Here is a 24,756-nt window from a genome sequence, read left to right on the forward strand (position 1 = left end):
GATGGCCGAGCCCGTCGTCCGCATCGAGAACGTGACCCTGGACTTCGGCCAGGGAGCACCGGCACTGCAGAATGTCTCCGGCCTTGTCGAGGGCGGCATCACCGGCCTCGTCGGGCCGGACGGCGCGGGCAAGACGACGCTGATCCGCCTCATGACCGGCCTGCTCCTGCCGGACGAGGGGCGGCTCTCGGTGCTCGGGTTCGACACGCGCAGCGAAGCGGCGGCCGTGCAGGCGGCCATCGGCTACATGCCGCAGCGCTTCGGGCTCTACGAGGACCTGTCGGTCGCGGAGAACCTCGATCTTTATGCAGACCTTCGTGGGCTCCCTCCCGCCGAGCGCGCGGAGGTCTTCGAGCGGCTCCTGTCCTTCACGGATCTCAGGCGCTTCACCGGGCGCCTCGCAGGCCGCCTGTCCGGTGGCATGAAGCAGAAGCTGGGCCTCGCCTGCGCGCTCCTCACCAAGCCGCGGCTGCTGCTGCTCGACGAGCCGAGCGTCGGTGTCGATCCGGTATCCCGGCGCGACCTGTGGGCAATGGTCAGGGAACTTGCCGGCGATGGCATCGGCGTCCTGTGGTCGACGGCCTATCTCGACGAGGCGGAGGCCTGCGACCGCGTGCTGCTGCTCAACGCCGGCGAGTTGCTTTTCTCCGGCCCGCCGGCGGATCTCACCCGACAGGTGGATGGCCGTGTCTTCAGGCTGACCGGCGTCGGGCGGGGCAGGCGCGCGGTGCTTGCCGAGGTGCTCGGCGGTCGCGGCATCGTCGACGGCGTTATCCAGGGCGAGGCCATTCGCCTCGTCGTCGCGGAGGGTGCGCAGGAGAGGGACGCGGCCATCACTGAGGCCAGGAGCCGGGCCGGGGTGGGCGCCGAGGTGCGGCCGACGCCGCCGCGCTTCGAGGACGCCTTCATCGACATGCTCGGCGGCGGGCCCGGCGGGCGCTCGCAACTGGCGGAGGCGAGCCCGATGCGGGCCGCTGGCGGCGACGAGGCCGTCATCGAGGCGCGGGGGCTCACCAAACGTTTCGGCGATTTCACCGCGGCCGACGACATCAGCTTCTCCATCCCGCGCGGCCAGATCTTCGGCCTGCTCGGCCCGAACGGGGCCGGCAAGTCGACCACCTTCAAGATGCTCTGCGGCCTCCTGAAGCCGACGAGCGGCGAAGGCCGGGTCGCCGGCTTCGATCTTCGACGCGAGTCGGCCGAGGCGCGCAACCAGCTCGGTTACATGGCGCAGAAATTCTCACTCTACGGCGATCTCAGCGTCGATCAGAACCTCGCCTTCTTCGCCGGGGCCTACGGACTCGCCGGTCCGCGTCGCCGTGAGCGCATCGCGCTGATGAAGGAGGTCTTCGCCCTGTCCCCCCAGTCCGGCATATCGGCGAAGGATCTGCCGCTGGGGTTCAAGCAGCGCCTCGCGCTTGCCTGTGCTGTCATGCACGATCCGGCCGCGCTGTTCCTCGACGAGCCGACGTCCGGCGTCGATCCGGTCACGCGCCGGGAGTTCTGGACCCATATCAACGGCCTCGTCGAGAAGGGCGTGACGGTCCTCGTCACCACCCATTTCATGGACGAGGCGGAATACTGCGATCGCATCGCGCTCATCTATCGCGGGCGGGCCATCGCGCTCGGCTCGCCGGACGCGCTGCGGGCGAGCGTTGCATGCCCCGAGCGGCCCGATCCCACAATGGAAGATGCCTTCATCGCCCTCATCGAGCGATCACGTCTGGTCGAGGCGGCATGACGAGCAAAGGCAACAGCACGGACTGCACCGGCCGTCTCAGGCGGCTCGGGGCGCTCGTGCGCAAGGAGGCGCTGCAGATCGTGCGCGATCCGAGCAGCATCCTCATCGCCTTCGTGCTGCCGTTCATCCTCATCTTCCTCTTCGGCTACGGCGTATCGCTCGACACGACACGCACCCGCATCGGCCTCGTCGTCGAGGAGACGACGCCGTCGGCGCAGGATCTGGCGGCGAGTTTCCGCGCCTCGCGCTATTTCGATGTCATCGACGGGCATGACCGACGTGAATTCGAGGAGGCGCTGGTGCTCGGCCGCGTGCGTGGTATCGTCGTCATCCCGTCGACCTTCGCCACCGATCTCGCCGGCCGCCGCCCTGCCGCCATCCAGGTGCTCGTCGACGGAGCCGAGCCCAATACCGCAAGCTTCGTGCAGAACTACGCGCGCGGTGTCGTCGCCACCTGGGCAGCCGTGCGGGCGAGCGAGACCGCATCGGCCCCGGTCGGCATCGCTGTCGAGCAGCGCTTCTGGTTCAACCCGGAGCTCGCCAGCCGCTACTTCCTGGTACCGGGTGCCATCGCCATCGTCATGACGCTGGTCGGCACCCTGCTGACATCGCTCGTCATCGCGCGCGAATGGGAGCGCGGTACCATGGAGGCGCTGATGGCGACGCCGGTGAGCGCGGCGGAGCTGCTGATGGGCAAGATCCTGCCCTATTTCGTGCTGGCGCTTGCCGCGATGACGCTCTGTGTCGGCCTCGCCGTCTTCCTCTTCGGCGTGCCCTTCCGCGGCTCGCTCGTCGCTCTCTATGGGCTCTCGGCCGCCTTCCTCATGCCGGCGCTTGGGCAGGGGCTCCTCATCTCGGCGGTGACCAAGAACCAGTTCCTCGCCTCGCAGCTGGCGCTCATGTCCGGCTTTCTGCCGGCGTTCCTCCTGTCGGGCTTCCTCTTCGAGATCAATTCCATGCCGGCGCCGATCGGGTGGCTGACCTTGATCGTGCCGGCGCGCTACCTGATCCCGAGCCTGCAGAGCGTGTTCCTCGCCGGCGATATCTGGTCGATGTTCCTGCCCGCCATCGCCGTCATGGCGGGGATGGGCCTCGTCCTCTTCGCGCTCGCCGCGCGCAACACCGCAAAGCGGATTGCCTGACATGTGGTGGACGCGCCTCAAGGCCCTTATCGTCAAGGAACTGCTTGCGCTGCTGCGCGATCCGAAGGCGCGGCTCATCCTCGTCGGCCCGCCGCTCGTGCAGCTCCTCGTCTTCTCCTATGCGGCGACGCTCGACGTCACCAACATCGACCTCGTCGTGCTCGACAGGGATGCCGGCGCGGCGAGCCGGGAGCTGGTGCAGCGGCTCGAAGGCGCGCCGGACTTCCGCCGCGTCGTGCCGGTGGAGAGCGAGGCGGCGCTTGCTGCGGCCATCGACCGGCAGGAGGCGATCGCCGCCATCTCCATCGGGCCGACCTTCTCGCGCGACATCGCGGCCGGCGTGCCGGCCAAGGTGCAGGTCATCCTCGACGGGCGCCGATCCAACGCGTCGCAGATCGTGGCCGGCTACATCTCCCGCATCATCCAGGGTCTTGGCGCGGAGATCGCCGTCAGCGGACGGGCGCCGCCGCCGGTCGATGTGGTGGCGCGCAATTGGTTCAACCCCAATCTCATCTATCAGTGGTTCATGGTGCCGAACCTCGTCGCCAGCATCGCGTTGCTTATCGGCCTCATCGTCACCGCGCTGTCGATCGCGCGCGAGCGCGAGCTCGGCACTTTCGACCAGCTGATGGTCTCGCCGCTGCGCACACACGAGATCCTCATCGGCAAGGTCATCCCGCCGATGCTCGTCGGCACGGTACACCTGACGCTATACGTGCTGGCGGCCGTTGTCGTCTTCGGCGTTCCGCTGCGCGGCTCGATCGGCCTGCTCTATGGCAGCGCCCTGTTCTATCTCCTGTCCGTCGCCGGCCTCGGCCTCTTCATCTCGGCGCTGGCGGCCACCCAGCAGCAGGCCATCCTCGGAGCCTTCCTGCTCCTCGTGCCGGCCACGCTTCTCTCCGGCTTTGCGACACCCATCGAGAACATGCCCGCGTGGCTCCAGCCGGTCACGATCGTCAATCCACTGCGCTACTTCCTCGTCATCGTCCGGGGCGTGTTTCTGAAGGACCTGCCGGTGGCGGAGGTCGTGGCCCAGACCTTGCCGCTCGCGCTGATCGCCGCCGCGGCTCTGATGTCTGCCGCCTGGCTCTTCCGCCGTCGCCTCGAATAGGGGACAATGAGAATAGCGCGGGAACAATCCGCTGCGGTTCCCGTTCGCCAGCGCAGGATGGCCGACAATCCCGGGAGGAGGCGATGGCCCTGACGCTCACGAGCCCTGCTTTCGCCGACGGCGAGAAAATCCCCCGCACTTTCGCCCGCGACGGCGAGAACCTGCTGCCGCCCTTGCGCTGGGCGGGCGTACCGGCAGGCACGCGCAGCCTCGTGCTGGTGATGGAGGATCCCGACGCGCCGCGCGGCACGTTCCGTCACCTCGGCATCTACGACATCCCTTCGGACCAGAGCGGCCTGTCGCAGGGGGCAGACCCGGGGGCGGGCGAGAGCTTTCGCTTTGCCCGCAACGACTTCGGCAACACGGCCTATGACGGCCCGCAGCCGCCGCCCGGCCACGGGGTGCATCACTACTATTTCCGCCTTGCGGCGATCTCCGAGCCGCGCCTCGGCATCCTCGGCGACGTCGGCGTGGCGGACGTATGGAAAAAGGCGAGAAAGCACCTGCTCGAGGAAGCGACCCTGGTGGGTACCTACGAGCGCTGAGCGACGTCGGCACGTTCCATTTCAGGCGCAAGAAGCGGAGTGCCTGCCGGCCCGGCGCCTGCGAGGTTGCAGCCCTTCCGGCCGCCCGGCGGTCATTTCGAAGGGTTTGCAGATGAACATGCTCAAGGACAAGGTTGCCATCGTCACGGGTGCAAGCTCCGGTATCGGGCGCGCCACCGCCCTGCTCTTCGCGCGCGAGGGCGCGAAGGTCGTCGTGACGGCCCGCCGCAGGCAGATGCTCGAGGCCCTCGTGGAGGAGATCGCTGCCGCCGGCGGCGAAGCTTGCGCCGTCGACGGCGATGTGCGCCAGGAGGCATTGCACGAGGCAGCCGTCGCGGCGGCGGTCGAGCGCTTCGGCGGCCTCGACATCGCCTTCAACAACGCCGGCGTCGTCGGAGACATGGCACCGCTCGATCAGCTTTCGGCCGATGCGTGGCGGACGATCCTCGACATCAACCTGACGGGGGCGTTTCTCGGCGCGCGCCGGCAGGTTCCCGCGATGCTGGCACGGGGCGGGGGATCGCTCATCTTCACCTCCACCTTCGTCGGCCACACGGTCGGCATGCCGGGCATGTCCGCCTATGCGGCCAGCAAGGCGGGCATGATCGGCCTCATGAAGGTGATCGCGGCCGAATTCGGCGCCAGGGGGGTGCGCGCCAACGCCATCCTGCCGGGCGGCACGGATACGCCCGCTGCCATCACCAATGCGCCTGACGCGAAGCCCGAGCTGCTCGCCTTCGTCGAGGGCCTCCACGCCCTGAAGCGGATGGCGCAACCGGAGGAGATCGCCCGCTGCGTGCTGCATCTTGCTTCGGATGCGGCGAGTTTCGTGACCGGCGCGGCGGTGCTCGTCGACGGCGGGGTTTCGATCAGTCGTACCTGACGGGGGCGGCCGGGGAGGGGAGACGCCGCCTTGCCCTCCCGTCACCCTGCGGGACGTTGCGGGCACCCGTCGCCCGCCAGCTTGCCGCTCAGTTCGTCGTCAGCACGCGGACCGGCCCCGAGCGGTTGAGCACCTCCACGACCACCTGGGCGCGGGACCGGCGCAGGGCGATGTCGACGACGCTGCCGGCGAGCGACAGCCGCCGCAGGGTGACGTGGTCGAGGAAATCCGGCAGCACCGGATGGTCGAAGGTGATCTTCATCCCGTCCGGATCGAAACCGAGGCCTAGACAGGACTGGAGCAGCGACAGCGGCGCGGCCGCGGCCCAGGCCTGCGGCGCACAAGCCACGGGATAGAAGGTCGGTCCCTGCGTGCGCTGGCGCGCGAAGCCGCAGAACAGCTCGGGCAGGCGCCGCATGTCGATGTAGGTGGAGGCCTCGAACAGCCCCTGGAAAAGGCGGGCCGCCGCGCCGCGATGGCCATAGCGGGCGAAGCCGGCGGCGATCAGGGCGTTATCGTGCGGCCAGACCGAGCCGTTGTGGTAGCTCATCGGATTGTAGCGCGCTTCCGTATCCGCGATGGTCCGCACCCCCCAGCCGCAATAGGAGGAGCTCCCCATCAGCGTGTGCATCACCGCTTCCGCTCGCTCCGGCTCGGCGAGTCCGGTGAAGAGCACGTGCCCGGCATTCGAGGAGCGGACGCGGCACGGGCGCTTGGCGCCGTCGAGAGCGATGACGTAGGTGCCGAGCGCCGCATCGAAGAAGGCGTCGTCGAAGCGGCGGCGCAGGGCATCGGCCCGGGCGCCGTAAACCTCGGCCTCCTTGGGGCGGCCCATGCGGCGCAGCATCGCCGCCACCCCCCGCCAGGCACCATAGACATAGGCCTGCACTTCCGCGAGGGCGATCGGACCCTCCGCGATGCTTCCGTCGTCGTGGAAGACGGAGTCGTGGCTGTCCTTCCAGCCCTGGTTGACGAGGCCCTCATCGGTGCGCCGCCCGTATTCGACGAAGCCGTCGCCGTCCCTGTCGCCATGGCTGTCGATCCAGCCGAGGGCCGCCTCGATGTGCGGCCACAGGCGCTCGACCGTGGCGAGGTCGCCGGTGCGCTTCAGATAGGCACCAGCGAGCATGACGAACAGCGGCGTCGAGTCGATGCTGCCGTAATAGCGGCGGAACGGCACCTCGCCGAGCTCGGCCATCTCGCCGTGGCGTACTTCGTGCAGGATCTTGCCCGGCTCGGCATCAGCAAGCGGATCGAAGGTCGTTGCCTGGTTGGCGGCGAGATAGCCGAGCACGCCCCTGGCAATGGTCGGATCGAGCCACAACGTGCAGAGCGCGGTGATGAGTGCATCCCGGCCGAAGACCGTGCTGAACCACGGAATGCCCGCGTAGGGATATGGCCCTTCGGGGGTGTCGGTGATCAGCATGTAGAGATCGGAGACGCTGCGACGTACCGATTCGTTGAAGATGTCGTTCGACGTCGCGATGGAGGCCGCGCGCGCAGCGGACTGGCGCAGCGCGCGCCGCGCGTCGCGCAACGCGCTGAAGAAGGCTCGCCGCGGCGGCTGGTTGGCGCCCTCGAAGCCGCAGTTGATTTCGAGGAACAAAGAGATGCTCTCGCGCGGTGGCAGGTCGAGGATGAAAATCGCGGAGCTACCGGATAGCCGTGCCGGAGCGGGATCGAAGGCGAGCGTCGTGGCACGGCGGTGCCCGTCAAGCCCGGTGTAAGACAGCACCACCCGGTTGTCGCCGATGTCGGGCGGGTGATGCGTGCCGCGCCGTTCGCGGTGCGAACCGCGCACCTCGAAAAGGTCGGCGAAATCGGCTGCGAAGGCGATTTCGACCGAAAGGCGCCGCGTCTCGGCATCGAAGTTGCGCAACACGAGCCGCTCGAAGCAGCCGGCGTTCCACAGGAAGCGGGACCGGCGCAGATGGATGAGGTCGTGGCCGAGGACGAGCCGCCCCTTCTCGTCGAACAGGTCCGGATTGGTGAGGTCGCAGGTCAGGGTGGCATTGTCGTCGCGCAGGGTCGAGCTGAGCAGCATCGGCCGTGCGCCGTCAATGGTGAGGTAGAGATGCGAGAGATGGCGGGTGTCGCGGTGGAAGATGCCCTCCGGGCTGCCCGGCCCGGAGAGCGCATCGCCGTTGTGGTCGAAGACCGCGAAGGTGTCGCCGTGCTTCAGGGTGCGCGGCCGCCGCTCCTGCAAGGAGGCGGAGGCCGGAATGAAGAACTGCGCGATCTGCGCTGCCCCGGGCCCTGCAGGAGCCGGTGCATGCGGAACAGCTTCTGCGCCGATCGTCTGCATGTCGCAAATCCCGTTCTCGTCAGCCGATGGACCGGGGCCGCGCGGCCGTCAGGCGACGACCTGCAGGCCGGTCTCGCCACCTGCCACGTAAAGGAGCGGCGAGCGCGCCTTGACCCCCGGCAGCGTGCGGTAGATTTCGACATAATCCTCGGCCATGCGCTCGACCGTGAAGCGCCGCTCGAAAGCTGCCCGCACGGCCGACCGGTGGATGAGGCCGAGCCGGCCGACGGCCGCGACCGCTTGGTCGACGTCATCGACGATGAAGCCGGACACGCCGTGCTCGATGACCTCCGGCACCGAGCCGCGGCGCATGGCGATGACCGGGGTGCCGCACGCCATGGCCTCGATCATAACGAGGCCGAAGGGCTCCGGCCAGTCGATCGGGAAGAGGAGAGCGGCGGCATTGCCGAGGAACTCAGCCTTCTCGGCGTCGCCGATCTCGCCCAGGTAGGTGACGTTCGGCGTCGCCGCGACCATGGGGGCGATCTGCTCGCTCCAGTAGGCCTCGTCGACCTTGTCGATCTTCGCGGCGATCTTCAGCGGCAGACCCGTCCGCGCCGCAATCGCTATGGCAAGATCCGGCCGCTTCTCCGGCGAGATGCGCCCGAGGAAAGCCAGATAGCCGCCCTTCGGCCGGTCGTTGAACGGCAGGAGGTCCCGCGGCAGGCCATGATGGACCGTGCCGACCCAGTTGACCGGTGGCATCGGCCGGCGTTGATCATCCGAGATCGAGACGAGCGGGATGTCGGCAAAGGCGGCATAGAAGGGCTTCAGGTCCGGCAGGTCCAGCCGGCCGTGCAGGGTCGTCACGGTGCGGTCGGCGAAATCGCGGATCAGAGGAAAATGCAGGATGTCGATGTGGAAATGCAGCACGTCGAACCTGTCGGCGAGCGCGCGCACGCGATCCAGCATCGCAACGTGGTAGGGCACGTGATCGCGCACGGCCGGGTTGAGCCGCAAGGCGATGTCCGAGCATCGGACGAGTTCGGCGCTCGTGCGGGTGTCGCCGCTGGCAAAGAGCGTCACCTCGTGCCCCTGGCGGACAAGTTCTTCCGTCAAATGGGAAACGATGCGCTCCGTGCCGCCATAAAGGCGCGGTGGGCAGCTCTCGGCGAGCGGGGCGATCTGGGCGATCTTCATCGGCAGGGCCTTCATCGGCAAAACCTCCTCATGCGAGCGAAGCATCGACAATGAACCGCGCAGCTTCGACGCCTGCGCAGCGGCCGTCCCTCCGGGCACGGCAGTCTGGACGCTGAAGGCCTCGACAACGGTCCGGGGCCCGAACAGCGCCGGAAGTCGAACGTTCCCGGCGCGACCGGCCGAAGAGGCCCGGACGCGCCGCAGACGGGCCCCAAGCATTTCTCCTGCCTTGTGGCAAATCGTGGGCAATGGCGGCGAGCCGGCCGCGGCCCGGCAAATTGCGATGCAATCTGATCCGAATGGAGCTCTAGAAGTAGCGCTCGTCGACGCGCAGGTTGTCGCCCGGAAAGACAGGCACGGGGCGGGCCATGTCATGGGCCCGCTCCTCGCTTTCGCCGCGCCGGCGGATGTAGATGCGCCGCTGATCGGCCCGCGGGGTGAAGCCGCCAGCAAGCGCCACGGCCTCGAAGGCCGACAGCCCGGGGCGGAACTTGTACTCGCCGCTGTTGCGCACCTCGCCGAGCACGAAGATGGGCCGGTAGGCGAGGATCTCGACGACGATGCGGGGATTGCGCAGGAGGCCGCCACGGAAGCGCCTGGTCAGCGTGTCCTGCAGGTCGGCGAGGGTTTGGTTCTCGGCCGGTACTGCGCCGATGAGGGGCAGCGTGACCGCGCCGCCGCCGTCGATCTCGAACTGTCCGGAGAGCGCCTCCTCGCCGAATACCGTCACCCGGATGCGGTCGCCGATACCGAGGCGGTAGCGATAGCTCGACGGGGCCGGCTGGTCGGGCCGGGAGATCGTTGCGTCTGTCGCGCCGGCTGCCGTCGGAGAAAGTGCCGCCGACGGCCCGCCGTCGTTCGCAGCGGGGGCGAAGCAGCCGGACAGAAGGGCTGCCAGCGCAAGCGCAGGCGCTGAGGCAGGGCGAGCGGCGGGATTGCGGACAGGCGGCGTGGAGCGCGGGAACGAAACCATCAACGGCCTCTGAGCGGTGTCAGGAACGGAACGCAGCGGATGCGAGGGGCGCAGCCGGCGCCGGGAAGGACGGCATAGGTCATGGCGACGGCGGGGGTCTGCCGACTGAAGTCGACGAGCCCATCCACCCCGAGCGCGACGGCCGGCACGAGGAAGCGGACGGCTGCTGCCATACCCAGCCTTACGGCGCCGTTGCAGGCGAGGCCCAGCAGGCACAGGCCGGTGAGCAGAGCAAGAACCCGTCGGGCTTTTGGAGCCGAACATGGCCGGTGCCGCGCCGCGAAGAAGCGTGAGGGCTGGGCCCGCCGGTCCGCTCCACGATACAGTCCCGCGGCCTCTGGCCGTGCCGACCCACTGGGATGGCGCCGTTCGCCGTTCATCCTTCGCGGATTGCAAGATGAAAACTCTAGATAATATTTTGAATGAAGACGATGAGGATATTATGAAGATAGTTTTGGGAATTTTAAATCAGAAATATATGAGAGAAGTTTGCAATCGATAAGAATTCATCTGCGGGATGTTGCCAAGTCTTGGGATGCAGCGGCGCGACCCGACCCGATGCTGTGCGTCTTCCTGGCCGTAGCGTCGCTGGCGGCTGCGCTGCCGGTGGCGGGACATCTGGCTTTTCCGGCGCTCGGCCCGGTCATGTCTCTCGCCCTGGCGCTCTGTCTCCTGCAGGGCGGACCCGGGATGGTGCCGCCGCTGCTCCTCTTCGTCTTCACTTTTCAGAACAGTTTCGTCGCGATGCTGCTGCCGCTGCTTCCCGACAGGGAGGAGCTCGACACGGTGCGGGGCTACAGCTTCCTGACCGCCGCGCTCCTGTGGGCCGGCTTTGCCGCCTTCCATCTCAGGGGGTGCGCGGGCGCCCCACCGTTGGCGAGACGCCTGATGGCGCTCTCCTTCGCGATGATCGCCGCCGCTGGTGGCTATTGTGTCCTTGGTGCGATCGCCGACCCGCGCGCCGCCCTCGTCTACCTGCGCAACATCGCCCTTCCGGTGATGCTGTTCCAGATCGGCCTCGTCGCCGGTGCCCGCCTGGCGGTGCCGCCCAAGCGTTTCCTGCCGGCTCTCACCCTGATGGTGCTCGCCTTCGGCTATGCCGAGCTCCTCGCCTATGACGCGTTGGCGGCGCTCGTCAATGCCGATGGCTATATCGCCCTGCGCTTCCGGCGCATGATCGACAGCGGCTTGTGGCTGAAAGCCGTCGAAGCGGGCGGCCGCGTGCTGCGTGACGAGCGCGACATGCTGCTGATCAACCCGTTCAACGTGCCTTGGTTCGCCGACTTCGGCCCGATGTTGCACCGCCTCAACGGTCCGAACTTCCATCCGATCAGCTTCGCCTATCTGCTCGGGATCCTGTCCTTCGTTCTCCTTGCCGCGGGCCGCCCCCTTTATCTCGTCGCAACCGTGCCCCTTCTCGCTGTCATCGGCTCGAAGGGCGCCGTCGTGTTCGTGCTCATGGCGCTGGCGGGCTTCTGGCTGCTGCGCCGCCTGCCGCGGCTCGCGGTGCCGACGTTCCTGCTGCTGCTCATGATCTATGCTGCGGCGGCCTTCGTCGTCGGGTTGGAGCAGCGCGACTACCACGTGCTCGGCCTCGTCGCAGGGTTCGAGAGCTTCACAGCCAATCCGCTCGGCCACGGCCTCGGCAGCGGCGGCAACCTCGCCGTCGACCCGGCGGAGCGCGACTGGCAGCGCGCGCAGGCCCTGGGCACGGCCGGCCAGGCGGTCGAGAGCGCGCTCGGCGTACTGCTGCACCAGATGGGGATCGGCGGTCTCGCGCTTCTGGTGGGCTATGTCGTCATCGCCGGAACGGCCCTGCGGCTCCATCGGGCGGGGGGCGGGCCGTTCGTCGCTGCCGTCGCTGTTGCCGTGCCGGCGCTGCTGGTCAACGGGGCCTTTCAGGAGGAGGCGCTGTTCGCGCCGCTCGCCATGGGGGCCTTGATGCTTGTGACCGGCCTCGCAATCGGCCGTGCCGTGCGGCAGCAAGCCTCTCGTGCCGGGCAGCCGCCGTACGAGGGGCACCCGTGATGGACGGTGCACGGCCGGTGCGTGCCATTCTCGCCGGGGCAGGCCCGGTGCTGGCGCTCAAGTTTGCAGGGGCGGCCGCAGCTTTCGGCATGTTCGCCGTGACGGCCCGCACCTTGGATGCCGAGGCCTTCGGCCGACTCGGCATCTGGTTCAACGCCATGTCCTTTCTGGCTGTCGCCGCGTTGTGCGGCCAGGAAACACTCATTCTCAAGGTCTGGGCGACCGGGACCGTCGCCTGCCGGCATGGCCTCATGCGGTTCGCGCTCGGCAACATGATCGCGGCGGCGCTTGCGTTCTTCGTGGTGGCGCTCACGGTTACCCATGCAGCCGGTCTCGATCCGTCGCCGGGCCTCGCCGCTGCTGCCGGCGCCTTTCTCGTGGCGCAGGCGATGCTGCATCTGACCTCTCATGCGAGCCGCGTGGGCCTCGGCATAGGCGTGGCCGAGGGGCATCGGGAGGTCGTCTGGCGGCTGGCGGCCGCCGGCACCGCCATCGCGTGCCTCTCCGGCGGGTGGCCGTTCGTGCCGGAGGCCTTCCTCGCCGTGGCAGCCTTTTGCATGGTCGCAAGCGCCACCTGGCAATGGCGCCGGCTCTCGTCCAGCATGCGGGGCGGTGCTGGCCCGGTTGCTGCCGACCGGCGCGGCTGGCGGCGGCAGATGGGTGGCATGTGGCTCGCAGCCATCCTCGACGCCGGCCATCAGTATCTCGATGTGGTGCTCATCGGGCTGCTGCTCGATCCGTCGGCCGCGGCCGGTTATTTCGCCGCCGCTCGCGTCGCGGCGATCTTCCCGATCCTCGCCGGGGGGCTCGCCAACTATGCCTCCGGCCAAATTGCCGCGCTCTTCCCGACCGGCCGGAGGCAGCGGCTGCAGAGCCTGCTGGCCCGGCTCCAGTCGCTTGCGGCAGTCGGGGCGGTCACCGGCCTCGCCGTGGTTGCGGTATGGGGCGCGGCGCTGCTCGCGATTTTCGGCGACGGCTACCGGGATTTCGCGCCGATTCTCCGCCTCCTCGCCCTGGGGGCGGCCGTTTCGCTTCTCGCGGGACCGGCGCCGCACCTGTTGCTGCTGTGCGGTCACGAGCGCGCCTATCCGATGGCGGGCATCGCGGTCCTCGTTCTGCGGATGGTGCTCGTCCTCGTCCTGGGCAGCACCTTCGGCGCCGTCGGCGCGGCGGCAGCGGTGGCCTTTATGGCGTCCCTCCAGGCCGTCATCCTCAACAGCCTGTGCCGACGCCGGCTGGGCATCGACCCGTCGGTCATCGCGCTCCTGCGGCATGCAAACAGGTGAACGACATGGCTGACGGCCCCCTCCGACTGCTGTTCGTTCAGCCTCAGGCCGAAGGTGCCGGCGCCCAGGAGCTGGCGCGTCTGCTCGGCGAGAAGCTCGCGGAGCGGGGGTTCGAGGTTCATCACTGCTTTCTCTACCGGCGCACGGGCTACTACGACGGCCTGCCGCGCGTGCATTACTGTGCCGCCAGCCGTCCACGCGATGCCGTCGCGCTCTTGCGGCTTCTCATCGCGCTCCTGCGCCATCTGCGCAGGGTGCGGCCGCATGCGGCGGTTACCTTCCAGCACTGGGGCAACGTGATCGCCGCGCCCATCGCGCGGGTGACCGGCGTCCGTTGCGTCCTCGCCAACCGCACCTCCGCCACCCTCGCCATGCGGCCCGTATTGGCCGCGCTCGACGAGGTGCTCGGCGTGCTGGGCTTCTATTCACGCATCGTCGTCAATTCCGGAGAGGTCGCGCGCGAATACGACAGCCACCCCGCCGCCTATCGCCGCCGCATCGTGCGCATCGACCACGGCTTTCGACCGCGCACCGGCTGCCTGCCGCCGGACGCGGCGCGCGAGGCCCTGCGGGCCCGGCTCGGCCTCGGCGCGGAAGCGTCGGTTCTCGGCTGCGTGTCGCGGCTGCACGCGCTCAAGAACCTCCCGGCGGCGGTGCGATTGCTGCCGGGCGACGCCAGGCGGCATCTCGTCCTCGTCGGGCAGGGGCCGGAGCGGGAGGCGCTCGTCGCGCTTGCGCGCGAACTCGGCTGCGACGAGCGTCTGCACCTGCTTGGCGAGCAGCCCGCCGAGGCGATCGGCGATATTCTCGCCGGGCTTGATCTCTTCGTCTTTCCCTCATTGGCCGAGACCTTCGGACTCGCCGTCGTCGAGGCGGCGGCGGCGGGCGTCCCGGTCCTTGCCCATGACCTGCCGGTGCTGCGAGAGGTGCTGCAGGTCGACGGCGAGCCCTGCGGGCTCTTTGCCGACGCGCGGGACGAGCGCGCTTTCGGTGCAGCCGCGACGTCGTTGCTCTGCGACGCCGCCGCATCGGCGCGGCTGGCCGCGACGGGCCGGCGCCTCGAACGACGCTACAGCCCTGATGCGATGGCCGCCGCCTACGAACGACTCCTCGGCGATTGCCGCCTCGGCTGACCGGCCGGTCAGCAATTGCGTCACAACCTTACAGTGCATGCATTGAACGGCGCATCTGCAGGACGCAGAATTCGAATATGCCGGCTGTCCACAGGCTGTCCGCAATTGGCCGTTCTGCGGGGAAGCGCCGGGTTTCTCCCTCGATTGCCCATTGAAGCGATGTTGCACCAGCCCCGCACGGACCGCCGCCGTCCCGTCGTCGCGATGCGCGTCGGCAAAGCCTTGCCGAAGCGGCGCACGCTGGCGCTCGATCGCCTGATCCTGGCCATGCTGTTCGCACTCGTCGACTTCTGGGCGTTGCATGTCGCTGCAACGGCGGTCTACCGGGGCTATCATGCCTGGTGGCTGGCGACGCCCTATCCGGCCGATGTGGCGCTCGTCTTCTGCGCGGCCGTTGCTGGTACGACCGCTGTCCTCATCTTCGAGCGCCGCGGCTATGAAATGCCCGGCCTGACGGCTGCCGGTCAGGCGCGGATGCGTCGCCGCATCTGGCTCGGCGTGATGGTGGCCGCCATCGTCATCGCCTTTGCCACCAAGCTCGGCGGCGATCTCTCGCGGGCCGCGGCCTGCATCATCGCCCTGGTTGGCCTTGGTGTTCTGGCGATGACCAACCGGCTATTCGCTGCCGTCGCCCGCTTTGCGCAGGCTTCGGGCTATCTCGCCCGCAGTCGCATCATGCTGGTGGGCGAGCAGGGGCGCATGACCGGCTTCGCCGCCGCGTTCGACGCGGAAGCCTTTGGCCTCGAGGTGGTTGGCCATGTCGATGCGGCACTGTTCGACGCGGGTCCGGCCTGCCGTGCGAGCGTGCTCGACTTCGCGCGCCGGCAGGCAGTGGAGGAGGTCTTCGTCGCGCTGCCGTGGACAGACGACGAGCGCATCGCCCGCATCCTGCGCGGCTTGGCCGAACTGCCCGTGGCGGTGCATCTGTGCCCCGACCGCATCACCAGTCGCCTCGCCGAAGCGCGATTGCGCCTTCTCGACGGTGCCGCCTTCCTGCAGCTGGCGCGTCCGCCGCTCGACAGCAGCGAGGTTATCGTCAAGCGCTGCTTCGACGTCGTGGTGGCGGCCACGGTGCTTGTTCTCCTGGCGCCGCTGCTTCTCGTCATCGCCGTGGCCGTGCGTCTCGACAGCCCGGGCCCCGCGTTGTTCCGGCAGCGCCGGCACGGCTTCAACCGGTCTAGCTTCGTCATCTACAAGTTCCGCACGATGACGGTGATGGACGATGGTCGCAACATCCGTCAGGCCCGCCGTCACGATCCGCGCGTGACGCGGGTCGGGCGCTTTCTGCGCCGCACGAGCCTCGACGAGCTTCCGCAGCTCTACAACGTCCTGCGCGGAGACATGTCGCTCGTCGGCCCTCGTCCCCATGCTCTCGCCCACGACGACTACTACGACGCCCTGATCCGGTCCTATGCCCGCCGCCACAATGTCAGGCCCGGCATCACCGGCTGGGCCCAGGTCAACGGCTGCCGCGGCGAGACGGATACGATCGAGAAGATGCGCAGGAGAATAGAGCTCGATCTGTTCTATGCCGACAACTGGTCTTTCGGACTCGATATGAAGATATTGCAGATGACATTCGCGCAGATATGGCGTCATGACGCCTATTGAACCTCCATCATGCTATCGAGAGGTCGGGATGCGACTGTCCAGCAGCCTCAGCGCGCGTCCACCGGTCGTTACTTTCAGCGATACCGAAGCGCTTTACGAGGCCTTTGCCGCCGGCCGCCTGCCGCGCCTGACCGTCGGCGGCCTGCCGGGGGAGCGCCTCACCCGCCGGCAATGGGCCGAACTGTTCGGGGCGATATGCCGCTGCCGTCCGCGCGGCGAGGCACCACCGCCGTTCTTCTCGTCGATCAATGGCCAGACCATCTCGCGCTATCATCGCGAGGCAGCGGTGCGCGCGCTGTTCCGCCGCTGCGGCGGGCTTGCAGTTGACGGCATGTCGGCCGTCTTCGCCTCGCGGCTCCTGAGCCGCACGCCCTTTCCGGAACGAGTCGCGACGACGGACCTGTTCCATGACGTTGCCCGCCATGCGCAGGACGAGGGCCTGAGCTTTTTCCTTCTCGGCGGCACGGTCGAGACCTGCGCCGCTGCGGCGCGCCAGGTCGCGGCCCTTTATCCGCGGCTGACCATCGTCGGCACCCACCACGGCTTTTTTGCCGAGCACGAGGAAGAGGCGTTGGCGCGGCATATCAATGCACTGGCGCCGGACATCGTGTGGGTATCGATGGGCGTTCCCCGCGAGCAGCTGTTCTGCGTCCGCAATCGCGACCGTCTGCACCGGGTGGGGCTGCTCAAGACGAGCGGCGGACTCTTCGACTTCTTGGCGGGACGCCACAGCCGGGCACCGGTCTGGATGCAGGCCTGCGGCCTCGAATGGCTGTACCGCCTTGGGCTCGAGCCGCGGCGACTCCTGCGCCGCTACGCGACCACCAGTCTCCATGCCGCCGTGGTGCTGATGACCCGCACGGGACGCTAGACCAAAGTGCCGGCCACCACATTGCTTCATCGACGGCAACGCCTTAAAATTGTATTATCAGTATAATGCAAGTTAAAATATATATCTGACACTTGGGTGTCGGCCACCCGGCCGGCGACGGCTGCGAGGGCATTGCCATGTCGAGATCTTTCTTCCAGCCGTTACGCTGCTTGAGATGGCGAGGTGCACATGCAAGGCCGCGCATAATGCAAGGGCGCCGGACTTCCCTTCCGCCGGTTGTGCTCCCGCTCCGATCACCCTGGGAGGCGCCCATGTGCGCGCTGCGAGAATCGTCAGCCCGTCGAGGTCCTGACGGTGCCGCCCCCAGCGGCACCGTTCCGGCCCCGCGGCGCGACCGGTGCCTGCCTCCACGGGCGCCCCTCGTCCGCTCGCGGCGGCAGTCGCACGCCCGGCAGCGCGAACCGTTCGCTTCTCAATCGTTCCAGAACGCGCCTGGATCTCGATGTTGACGCGACGTTCCAGCGAGGGCGCGGGGCTGCCGGCGGTCCCGGCGGGAGAGGCCCACGGCCCGGCGTCGGGCGATATCCTCGATCTGCGCGGTTTGTGGCTCGTGCTGCGCCGTCGCGGAGGCATGGTGGCGGCGACCGTCTGTCTTGTTCTCGCCATCACCGTCATGACCCTGGCGCTGATCGAGCCGCGCTACAGCGCGACCGCCGTGGTGCTGATCGATCCGCGCCAGCAGCGCGTGATCTCCGCCGAGGCGGTGCTTTCGGGGATCGGATCGGACGCGGCCGCTGTCGAGAGCCAGGTCGAGGTCATCGAATCGTCGACACTGGCCCTGCGCGTGATCGCGCGCGAGAAGCTCGAGGGCGATCCCGAATTCGCCGAGCGGGGATTCCTCCTCCGTCTTCTGGAGCAGGTGTCCGTCGGTCGACATTCTCCCGTCCATGACGAGGCGGACTTCCGGCGTGCGGCGGTGCTGGATGCCCTGCGCGAGCGCATGCAGGTGAAGAGGCGTGGGCGAACCTACGTCCTCGAGATCTCGGTCGTGTCGCAGAGCGCACAGAAGGCCGCACGGCTCGCCAATGCAGTGGCGGACGAATATGTGGCCGGCCAGCTCGCCGCCAAGTATCGGGCGACGGAGCGTGCCTCCCAGTGGCTCGGGGGGCGCCTCGAGGCGTTGCGCGAGCAGGTGTATGGCGCCGAGCGGGCGGTCGAGCACTACAAGGCGGAGCACAACCTCGTCTCCGTCGGGTCCGGTGACAACCTTCTCGAGCAGCAGATTGCCGAGATCAGCCAGCAGATGATCCTCGCGCGGGCCAGGACCGCCGAGGCGCGGGCGAAATTCGCGCAGATCCGCGAAGCGGCCAGCGCCGGGGTTGGAGAGCCAGGGATCGCGGAGGCGCTCGGCTCCCTCGTCGTCACCAACTTGCGCACGCAGTTCGCCGAAGCCGCGCGCCGTACTGCGGAGCTCGGCGCACGCTACGGCAGCCAGCACCCGAGCGTCACGGCCGCCAGGGCGCAGGTGGATGACCTGCAGCGCCAGATCGACGCCGAGCTCGCGCGCATTCTGGCCGGCGTGCGCAACGAATACGAGGTTGCCGTCGGGCGCGAGGCATCGCTCGAGGCGAGCCTCGCCGAACTGAAGAAGGAGGCCGCCCGCTGGGGCGAGTCGACGGTGAGGCTGCGCGAGCTCGAGCGCGAGGCCATGGCCCTGCGCTCCGTCTACGAGCAATTCCTGACACGTTCCAAGGAAACGCTGGAGCAGGAGAGCCTGCAGATCGCCGATGCGGAGATCGTCGCTCCGGCCATCGTGCCGACGCGGCCGAGCTACCCGCGGACGGGGCTGGTGCTTGCGGTGGCCTGTGCCGGCAGCATCCTTGCCGGCCTGTCGCTCGCCTTCGCGCTCGAGCATCTCGACGTCGGCTTCCGCAGCATCGGGCAGGTCGAGGCCTGTCTCGGCGTGCCATGCCTCGGCGTTCTGCCCGTCGTCCAGGAACGGCCGCGGCCGATGCCGTTGGCGCCGCAGGCAGCCGGGCGAGACGCCTCCCGATCATGGCTGTGGTCAGCGAACCGGCCAGCGGATGCGCTCATGCGCATTCTCGTGGAGCAGCCGCTGTCGGCTTTCGCGGAAGCCGTACGCAAGGTCCGCGTCGGCCTGCGCTCAGCCGAAGGCGGCGGTGTCCGGGTGCTCGTCGTCGTCTCGGCCCTGCCGGGGGAGGGTAAGTCGACGATCGCCGCCAATCTGGCCCTTGCCCTGAAAGTCGCGGGCGAACGCGTGGTGCTGGTGGACGGCGACCTGCGCAATCCGGCGCTTACCCGCGTCCTGGCGCCACACGCCGAGCAGGGTCTCATCGAGGTCCTGCGCGGGGAGCAGCCGCTGGACGCCATCCTCATGGAGGACAAGGCGACGGGGCTCACGTTCCTGCCGACCGTACGGACCGGAGCGGTGGCCGATGCCGCCGAGCTCGTCGAAACCCACCATTTCGACGCCGTGCTCGAGCGGCTGCGGCTGGCCTTCGACCGTGTCATCGTCGATGCGGCGCCGCTGCTGCCCGTGGTCGACAGCCGCGCCATCATCGGCCGTGTCGACGGCGCCCTGCTGGTGGTCGAATGGGGCAGGATCGATCCTGCCGCCGCGCAGGCGGCGATCCGCACGCTCGCGGCCGATGCCGATCGCGTGATCGGCGCCGTCCTCTCGAAGGTGACGACGGAGGGCTACCGGTACTGTTGCGGCATTGGGAGCGCCGATGGCGGGGCCTGAGTTCCACCGGTGCATTCCGTCGTCGACCGGGCAGTGGCGCGGCAGTCGTCGCCCGTTCGCGAACGGGTCACCGCCATTCTCGCCGGCGCCGACCGGCGTCTCGCAACCAGCACAGCCGGGGTCACACCATGATCCGTGCCACCCTCAAGCAACATGCGCCCTTTCTGATGGGGCCCTGGCGGGCCATGCGCCGCCGTGCGCACCGTCTGCGCTACGGGGCGATGGCGGCGGCGGTGGAGCGGCATGCCGGCGGCCGCATCATGGGCGGCCCCTTCGCAGGCCTGCGCTTCCCGGACAGCGGCATCGGCGGATCGTACTATGCCCAGCTCGTCGGCAGCTATGAGGCTGCGCTGGTGCCGGTCATCGAAGATGTCATCGCGCGCGCGCCGGCGGCCGTCATCGATGTGGGCGCCGCCTACGGCTACTATGCCCTCGGCCTTGCGTACCGCTTGCCGGGCGTGCCGGTGATCGCCTACGAGATGGACGCCACCCGCGCTGCTCTTCTCACGCGCTATCGCAGCCTCAACGGGCTCGATGCCGCCGTCGACGTCCGCGGTGCGTGCACGCCCGAGACGCTCGAGACGGCATTGGCCGCAACGGCGGATGCCTTCTTGTTGATGGATGTGGAGGGGGCGGAGGCGGATCTTCTCGATCCGGCGCAGGTGCCGGCACTCCGGCGGACGGAAATCCTCGTCGAACTGCACGAGATGTTCGTGCCCGGCGTGACGGCCATGTTGCAGGCGCGTTTCGCCCGCAGCCACGCCCAGACCCTCGTTTCGGCCTGCTCTCCGCAAGTCGCGACGACCGCCGCGGCGCGCCTCGCCCGGACGGAGCGCCAACGCGCGCTGCTGTGTGCCATGCTGGCCGAGAAACGCGGTGCACAGATGAGGTGGCTGCATTGCAAGCCGAGGTTGGCCGCAGACGACGGAACACCCGTCTGACCGGACCGGTCGCCGTGCTCAGGCCGCCACGGCTTCCGCCGCCCAGGGAAATGGGGCGACCGTCGTTGCCGTGCCGCGCCGCACCGTGATGAAGGCGCCGCGCGGCACCGCCTGCCAGTGATCGCCACCCCGGTCCACCGGCTCGGACGCAACGGTCACTGCGCCGGGCTGCTCGCTGAAATAGAGGCTCGCCGGCCGATCGTCGCAGGCGACGCGGAAACAGTAGAGCGTCTCGCCATCCGTCAGCGCGGCGGTGAAGCGCAGCGCCTCGTCGACACTGGCGTCGCGCATCAGCATCTTGGTGAAGCCGAGTGTGGCGGCAACCGCCTCGGGCGGCGGACTGCCTTTCGCGATCTCGGCCAGGGCGAGCAGGAAGAGGACCTCGGAATCGGTCGTGCCCTGCCGTGCGTGATAGAACTCGTCGGGCAGGGCGGCTTCGAGCCGGCGCTTGATCTGCGCATAGCCGCCGATCTGCCCGTTGTGCATGAACATCCAGCGGCCGTGAGCGAAGGGATGGCAGTTGGCACGGCTGGTCACGGTACCCGTCGCCGCGCGCACATGGGCGAAGAATTGGCCAGAGCGCACCTGTGTGCACACGGAGCGCAGGTTCTCGTCGGACCAGGCCGGGCGCAGGTCGCGGAACAGGCCGGGAATGTCGCGCTCGCCGTACCAGCCGATGCCGAAGCCGTCGCCGTTGGTTGCCGTCTTGCACTCGGCCGCGTGCAGCGACTGGTGCACCAGCGAATGTTCCGATGCGCACACGAGCGTTTCGAGGAAGATCGGCTCCCCCTGGTAGGCGAGAAAGCGACACATCGACGGGCCTCATCGACAGGACGGTGCCGGATTCGGCGACGCAGCAGCCACACCACTGGAATCGTGCCGGCTCGCCTTCGTCAAGAGGCGCAACAGGTGCGATGTGCGATGCCGCACCCGATCCGTGGCGCATCCGCCTGCCCAATCCGCATCAGCCCAGGGAGCGGAAGGCAGCGAGGGCCCGCTCGCGGGCGGCGTCATGCAGGACGAGGCGTGGCGGATAGCGCTTGGCCAGCGCCTCTTCGCCAGCCTCCCACGGGCGATGGATCCGGGAAGCCGGCAGGGACGCCAGCTCCGGCAGCCATTGCTTCACATAGGCGCCATCGGGATCGAAGCGTTCGCCCTGCAGGACCGGGTTGAAGATGCGGAAGAAGGGGGCCGCGTCCGCGCCAGATCCCGCCACCCATTGCCAGCTTGCGGCATTGTTCGCGGGATCGGCATCGATGAGCGTGTCCCAGAACCAGGCCTCGCCCTCACGCCAGTCGATGAGGAGGTGCTTGACGAGGAAGGAGGCCGCGATCATGCGCACGCGGTTGTGCATATAACCGGTGGCCCAGAGTTCACGCATGCCGGCGTCGACGAGCGGGTAGCCCGTCTGCCCGCGCTGCCAGGCGGCGAGGGCGTGCGGATCGTGTCGCCATGGCATGCCGTCAAAGCGGGGTTGCAGGTTGCGGCAGGCCAGTTCGGGATTGTGGAACAGGAGATGATAGGAGAACTCGCGCCAGCCAAGCTCGGCGAGGAACTTCTCGAGTCCTCGCTGGGCCGCGGGCGCCTGCGCTGCCGCTGCCGCCGAGGCCGCGTGCCAGACCTGCCGCACCGAGATGTTGCCGAAGCGCAGATAAGCCGACAGGCGCGACGTTGCCGCCCGGTCGGGCCGGTCGCGCCGCTCCGCGTAGCCGGTCAGGGCCGTCTCCAGGAAGCGGTCGAGTGCGGGCCGGGCACCGGGCTCGCCGCGGATCCAGGCCTCGCGCAAGCCGCCGGCCCAGTCCGGGTTGGACGGCTCGAGCTGAAGATCGGTGAGGCCGACGGCCGGCAGTTGCGCGACGTCGAGGGCGTGGAAGGACAGTCGGTGTGGGGCCGCCAGGGGTCGGGGTGGGGTGCCGAGTGCCGAGGCCGTGCGCCAGAAAGCGGAGAAGACGCGGAACGGCTGGCCCGTCCGGCTGCGTACGGTCCAGGGCTCGTGCAGCAGATGGCCATTGAAGCTGGCGGCCTCGATGCCCTTCGCGCGCAAGGCGGTTTTCACCGACTCGTCGATGGAGCGTTCCGCCGCGCCATAGCGGCGGTTCCAGTAGACCGCGCCGGCGTTGCAAGCGCTTGCCAGCTGCTCGATGATCTCGCGCGCAGGACCGCGCAGCATGACGAGCTGCCCTCCCAACTTGCGCAGCGCTTGGTCGAGCGCAGCGAGCGAGCCGTGCAGCCACCAGCGCGCGGCACCGCCTAACGGTCTCAGGCCCGGGCTCGCCTCGTCATGGCAGAAGACGCAGACGAGCGGTTGCTGGGTCCTCGCCGCTTCCGCCAGCGCCGGATTGTCGGCAAGGCGCAGATCGTCCCGGAACCAGACGATGACCGGTCGGCCGGGTTCGGAGGGATCGTGTCTCGCGGGGTTTTGCCGGCTCTCAGCCATTCAGGCGCCAGATCTCGAGGTTGAGCACCGTGGCGAAGGCTACCCAGGCGGCGAGCGGCCACAGGCAATAGGCCGCGATCGCGTCGAGACGGCGGAAGCGATCGATCGTTGCCAGGATGATCAACAGCTGCGGCATGATGTTCAAGAGCCCGGCCAGCGGGCTGTGAAGCCTGAAGAAGAGCCAGGACCACAGGATGTTGAGCGCGAGCTGGGCGAAGAAGAGCGTGAGGGCGACCCTTCTGCCCGGGGTGTTGGGCGGCAAGCCCAGAATGCGCCAGGCGGCAAGGGCCATGAGCGCGTAGAGCGCGGTCCAGACGGGACCGAAGATCCAGTTCGGCGGATTGAATGGCGGCTTGGCGAGCCCCGCGTACCAGGGCACCAGGCTCGGAAAGGTCACGAGCTGGCCCAGGAGTGAGGCGGCGATGACTGGCAGCACGGCGATGGCCGCGCGCGCCCAAGGAGACGGGCGAAGGGGATGCTCGCGTTCACTCATCGTCTGGTCCCTGTCCGTCGGGGAGCGCAGCGACCGGCGGGTGCCGCCATCCTTCAACGCCGGAGGCTCGGCTTCGTTCAGCCTCCGCTATCCAGCTACAGCACGCGGACGAGCCGTCTTGCGCAGCGCCCGTCTGCATGGTGAGCTTGAGCTGGCCGTGACGGCCTCGGTCCCTTCGTAATCGAGACTGCAGTGAGTTGACAGTTCTTGCAACCGCTGGTTACGTCACCGGCATAAATCGGTTAGATCGCGGCGTTGCCGCGCGGCCAAAGATCCCGATGAACGGGGCGTTACGTCAAGGGGAGTGAAACGATGAAAATCGCAAGGTTGCTGCTTGCCTCGGCCACGCTTGGGCTTCTCGCCGCGCCGCAGGCCCTCGCCGATACGGCGGACAAGAAGATCGCCCTGTCCAACAACTACGCCGGCAATTCCTGGCGTCAGGCCATGCTGAAGAGCTGGCAGAAGGTCACCTCCCAGGCCGTGGCCGACAAGGTGGTGGCGGCCGCGGACGCCTTCACCACCGCCGAGAACCAGGCGACGGAGCAGGCGGCGCAGATCCAGAACCTCGTCCTCCAGGGCTATGATGCCATTGTCGTCAACGCGGCCTCGCCCACGGCGCTCAACGGCGCGGTGAAGGAGGCTTGCGATGCGGGTATCGTCGTCGTCTCCTTCGACGGCATCGTCACCGAGCCTTGCGCTTGGCGCATTGCGGTCGATTTCAAGAAGATGGGGTCGGACCAACTCGACTATCTCGCCGAGCGCCTGCCCGACGGCGGCAATCTGCTCGAGATCCGGGGCCTCGCCGGCGTCTCTGTGGACGAGGAGATCCATTCGGGGATCGTCGCGGGCGTCGCCAAGCATCCGAAGTTCAAGGTCGTTGGCTCCGTCAATGGCGATTGGGCGCAAACCGTCGCACAGAAGGCGGTGGCGGGCATCCTGCCGAGCCTGCCTGAGATCGCTGCCGTCGTGACGCAAGGCGGCGATGGCTACGGCGCGGCCGAGGCCTTCAAGGCGGCCGGGCGCCCGACGCCGATCATCATCATGGGCAACCGCCATGACGAGTTGACCTGGTGGAAGCAGCAGAAGGACGCGAACGGCTACGAGACCATGTCGGTCTCGATCGCCCCGGGCGTGTCGACGCTCGCCTTCTGGGTGGCCCAGCAGATCCTCGACGGCCAGGACGTGCCGAAGGACCTCGTGGTGCCCTTCCTGCGCATCGACCAGGACAACCTCGAGGCCTCTCTCGAGGCGACCGAGCCGGGTGGTGTCGCCAACAAGGAATATACGCTTGACGAGGCCAAGGCCGTCGTCGCTGGCAAGTAGACCGAAACGGCCTCGATCGGAGCCGTCCGGCGGACAAGGCCGGGCGGCTTCCCGTCTCTTCCGCGGGC

General features: G+C 68.4%; 20 protein-coding genes. 13 read left to right on the top strand and 7 right to left on the bottom strand.

The genetic code is table 11. The features are described 5' to 3' along the window. The first annotated feature begins 1 nt into the window (after position 1). The 5 genes from P2T65_RS05290 to P2T65_RS05310 all read left to right on the top strand — a co-directional run bounded on the left by P2T65_RS05290 (position 2) and on the right by P2T65_RS05310 (position 5,422). Positions 2-1,741: an ATP-binding cassette domain-containing protein gene (locus P2T65_RS05290; RefSeq protein ID WP_276199348.1), complete on the top strand. Its 1,740-nt coding sequence runs from the start codon at positions 2-4 to the stop codon at positions 1,739-1,741. Then, positions 1,738-2,883, top strand: coding sequence for an ABC transporter permease (locus P2T65_RS05295; RefSeq protein WP_276199349.1), 1,146 nt, complete (start codon positions 1,738-1,740; stop codon positions 2,881-2,883). Before P2T65_RS05290 ends, P2T65_RS05295 begins: the two co-directional genes overlap by 4 nt. 1 nt (position 2,884) lies before the next feature. Further along, complete coding sequence (locus P2T65_RS05300) at positions 2,885-3,994, top strand: ABC transporter permease (protein WP_055458648.1); 1,110 nt, start codon at positions 2,885-2,887, stop codon at positions 3,992-3,994. Between the two features lie 83 nt (positions 3,995-4,077). Beyond that, positions 4,078-4,539: a YbhB/YbcL family Raf kinase inhibitor-like protein gene (locus P2T65_RS05305; RefSeq protein WP_055458647.1), complete on the top strand. Its 462-nt coding sequence runs from the start codon at positions 4,078-4,080 to the stop codon at positions 4,537-4,539. 112 nt (positions 4,540-4,651) lie between these two features. Further along, positions 4,652-5,422 carry an SDR family oxidoreductase gene (locus P2T65_RS05310; RefSeq protein ID WP_276199350.1) on the top strand — a complete coding sequence of 257 codons (771 nt, stop codon included), beginning with the start codon at positions 4,652-4,654 and terminating at the stop codon, positions 5,420-5,422. Between the two features lie 88 nt (positions 5,423-5,510). Here P2T65_RS05310 and P2T65_RS05315 read toward each other — a convergent pair whose 3' ends face one another. The 4 genes from P2T65_RS05315 to P2T65_RS05330 form a co-directional block, all read right to left on the bottom strand. Then, entirely contained in the window at positions 5,511-7,727 is a 2,217-nt protein-coding gene (locus tag P2T65_RS05315) for an amylo-alpha-1,6-glucosidase (RefSeq protein ID WP_063188826.1), read from the bottom strand. Positions 7,728-7,775: 48 nt separating this feature from the next. Continuing rightward, the gene (locus P2T65_RS05320) at positions 7,776-8,867 is read right to left on the bottom strand and encodes a glycosyltransferase family 4 protein (RefSeq protein WP_055458958.1); all 1,092 of its coding nucleotides are present in this window, start codon (positions 8,865-8,867) and stop codon (positions 7,776-7,778) included. Positions 8,868-9,174: 307 nt separating this feature from the next. Next, on the bottom strand, positions 9,175-9,840 hold the full coding sequence (locus tag P2T65_RS05325) for a polysaccharide biosynthesis/export family protein (protein WP_055458644.1): 666 nt from the start codon (positions 9,838-9,840) through the stop codon (positions 9,175-9,177). Then, positions 9,840-10,013 carry a hypothetical protein gene (locus tag P2T65_RS05330; protein WP_169790092.1) on the bottom strand — a complete coding sequence of 58 codons (174 nt, stop codon included), beginning with the start codon at positions 10,011-10,013 and terminating at the stop codon, positions 9,840-9,842. The genes P2T65_RS05325 and P2T65_RS05330 overlap by 1 nt, the downstream gene beginning before the upstream one ends. A gap of 385 nt (positions 10,014-10,398) precedes the next feature. Here P2T65_RS05330 and P2T65_RS05335 point away from each other — a divergent pair, with 385 nt between their 5' ends. From P2T65_RS05335 to P2T65_RS05365, 7 genes are all read left to right on the top strand, one after another. Further along, positions 10,399-11,868 (top strand): hypothetical protein, encoded by a 1,470-nt coding sequence (locus tag P2T65_RS05335; RefSeq protein ID WP_276199351.1) that lies wholly within the window; start codon positions 10,399-10,401, stop codon positions 11,866-11,868. Then, positions 11,865-13,154, top strand: coding sequence for a hypothetical protein (locus tag P2T65_RS05340; RefSeq protein WP_276199352.1), 1,290 nt, complete (start codon positions 11,865-11,867; stop codon positions 13,152-13,154). The genes P2T65_RS05335 and P2T65_RS05340 overlap by 4 nt, the downstream gene beginning before the upstream one ends. 5 nt (positions 13,155-13,159) lie before the next feature. Beyond that, positions 13,160-14,287, top strand: coding sequence for a glycosyltransferase family 4 protein (locus P2T65_RS05345; RefSeq protein WP_276199353.1), 1,128 nt, complete (start codon positions 13,160-13,162; stop codon positions 14,285-14,287). A gap of 159 nt (positions 14,288-14,446) precedes the next feature. Next, a complete protein-coding gene (locus P2T65_RS05350; protein WP_055458640.1) occupies positions 14,447-15,898 on the top strand; it encodes an undecaprenyl-phosphate glucose phosphotransferase in 1,452 nt (483 codons plus the stop codon). 28 nt (positions 15,899-15,926) lie between these two features. Beyond that, on the top strand, positions 15,927-16,769 hold the full coding sequence (locus tag P2T65_RS05355) for a WecB/TagA/CpsF family glycosyltransferase (RefSeq protein WP_055458639.1): 843 nt from the start codon (positions 15,927-15,929) through the stop codon (positions 16,767-16,769). Between the two features lie 466 nt (positions 16,770-17,235). Beyond that, positions 17,236-19,494 (top strand): polysaccharide biosynthesis tyrosine autokinase, encoded by a 2,259-nt coding sequence (locus P2T65_RS05360; protein WP_169790091.1) that lies wholly within the window; start codon positions 17,236-17,238, stop codon positions 19,492-19,494. A 128-nt stretch (positions 19,495-19,622) separates the two neighbouring features. Beyond that, on the top strand, positions 19,623-20,435 hold the full coding sequence (locus P2T65_RS05365) for a hypothetical protein (protein ID WP_071924682.1): 813 nt from the start codon (positions 19,623-19,625) through the stop codon (positions 20,433-20,435). A gap of 18 nt (positions 20,436-20,453) precedes the next feature. Here P2T65_RS05365 and P2T65_RS05370 read toward each other — a convergent pair whose 3' ends face one another. The 3 genes from P2T65_RS05370 to P2T65_RS05380 all read right to left on the bottom strand — a co-directional run bounded on the left by P2T65_RS05370 (position 20,454) and on the right by P2T65_RS05380 (position 23,365). Beyond that, complete coding sequence (locus tag P2T65_RS05370; protein ID WP_055458636.1) at positions 20,454-21,248, bottom strand: class II glutamine amidotransferase; 795 nt, start codon at positions 21,246-21,248, stop codon at positions 20,454-20,456. Between the two features lie 151 nt (positions 21,249-21,399). After that, positions 21,400-22,872 (bottom strand): deoxyribodipyrimidine photo-lyase, encoded by a 1,473-nt coding sequence (locus P2T65_RS05375; RefSeq protein WP_276199354.1) that lies wholly within the window; start codon positions 22,870-22,872, stop codon positions 21,400-21,402. Further along, positions 22,865-23,365 carry a TspO/MBR family protein gene (locus P2T65_RS05380; protein ID WP_276199355.1) on the bottom strand — a complete coding sequence of 167 codons (501 nt, stop codon included), beginning with the start codon at positions 23,363-23,365 and terminating at the stop codon, positions 22,865-22,867. Before P2T65_RS05380 ends, P2T65_RS05375 begins: the two co-directional genes overlap by 8 nt. A gap of 312 nt (positions 23,366-23,677) precedes the next feature. Between P2T65_RS05380 and P2T65_RS05385 the strand changes: the two genes are divergently transcribed. Beyond that, on the top strand, positions 23,678-24,688 hold the full coding sequence (locus P2T65_RS05385) for an ABC transporter substrate-binding protein (protein WP_055458634.1): 1,011 nt from the start codon (positions 23,678-23,680) through the stop codon (positions 24,686-24,688). Positions 24,689-24,756 lie beyond the last annotated feature (68 nt).

Origin of the sequence: Chelatococcus sp. XZ-Ab1 (assembly GCF_029309855.1) — a bacterium.
Taxonomy (GTDB): Bacteria; Pseudomonadota; Alphaproteobacteria; order Rhizobiales; family Beijerinckiaceae; genus Chelatococcus_A; species Chelatococcus_A sambhunathii.